Origin of the sequence: Nocardiopsis rhodophaea (assembly GCF_039530945.1) — a bacterium.
GTDB lineage: Bacteria > Actinomycetota > Actinomycetes > Streptosporangiales > Streptosporangiaceae > Nocardiopsis_C > Nocardiopsis_C rhodophaea.
In genome coordinates, this window is record NZ_BAAAPC010000060.1 from 1 (window position 1) to 779 (window position 779).

Consider the following 779-nt stretch of genomic DNA (forward strand, 5'->3'; position numbering starts at 1 on the left):
GCAAACTCCACCAGTGAACGATCAGGTTAAGTAGTGTGTTAAAGGCCACTGAAGTTAGCTTTTTCTCGTTTTGTATAAAAAACAATACGGTAGGCACTGCTGTCCAGCCAAGAGACAAACCGCCAGCTTTCCATTTATTCTTAACGGAGTAAGTCATTGATTTTCCTAAGCCCCAAAATATTTAAAGTATATATTATATGGTATATTCATATGAATAGGGTGACACTGGCGCCATTATTGTGCAACCAAAAAACACTACTCTGAAAACGAGGAAAAGATTTTTTCCTGCCTGAATTAGATACGGAGTTAGCGATATGAAAACCGAACAACGTCATGATCTTGTTAAAGATATTGAGGTTTTTGGCGTATCCTTGTCTCTGTTGATTTCCAGAGCGAATGAGAAGTCTGTTACAATGCCATCTGGTCTAAGTCGGGAGCAGAGAAGAGCATGGGCAGCGGAGCAGGCGCGCAAAATCCACAATTGAATATTGTCTCATTCTCTGAGACCTTCAACCTTTATTACACATCCAGATATTCTGCAAAAACACTCGATAAAATCGATGATTTCATTGAGCATTTTGAAAAATACAATCTCTTTGGCGATCCTTTAAAAGGATATCCAGCTTGGACTGGCAAAGTATCGCCATCGTGGAAAGTGCCTGATCATTACGAAAACAAAGAAGCTATTGAGAAGTATGCTAGAGCTAACAAATTATGGCATGCTCATTTAGGCGATCCGGTTTTTAAAGATACGTTTCATGGGAAATACAAGGTTTCTG

General features: G+C 39.4%; 1 protein-coding gene. It reads left to right on the plus strand.

Going from position 1 to position 779, the window contains the following annotated elements; all coding sequences use genetic code 11:
* Nucleotides 1–448 precede the first annotated feature (448 nt).
* Nucleotides 449–779: hypothetical protein (locus tag ABD259_RS25645; RefSeq protein WP_344165850.1), on the plus strand; the 331-nt coding region annotated here is incomplete at its 3' end.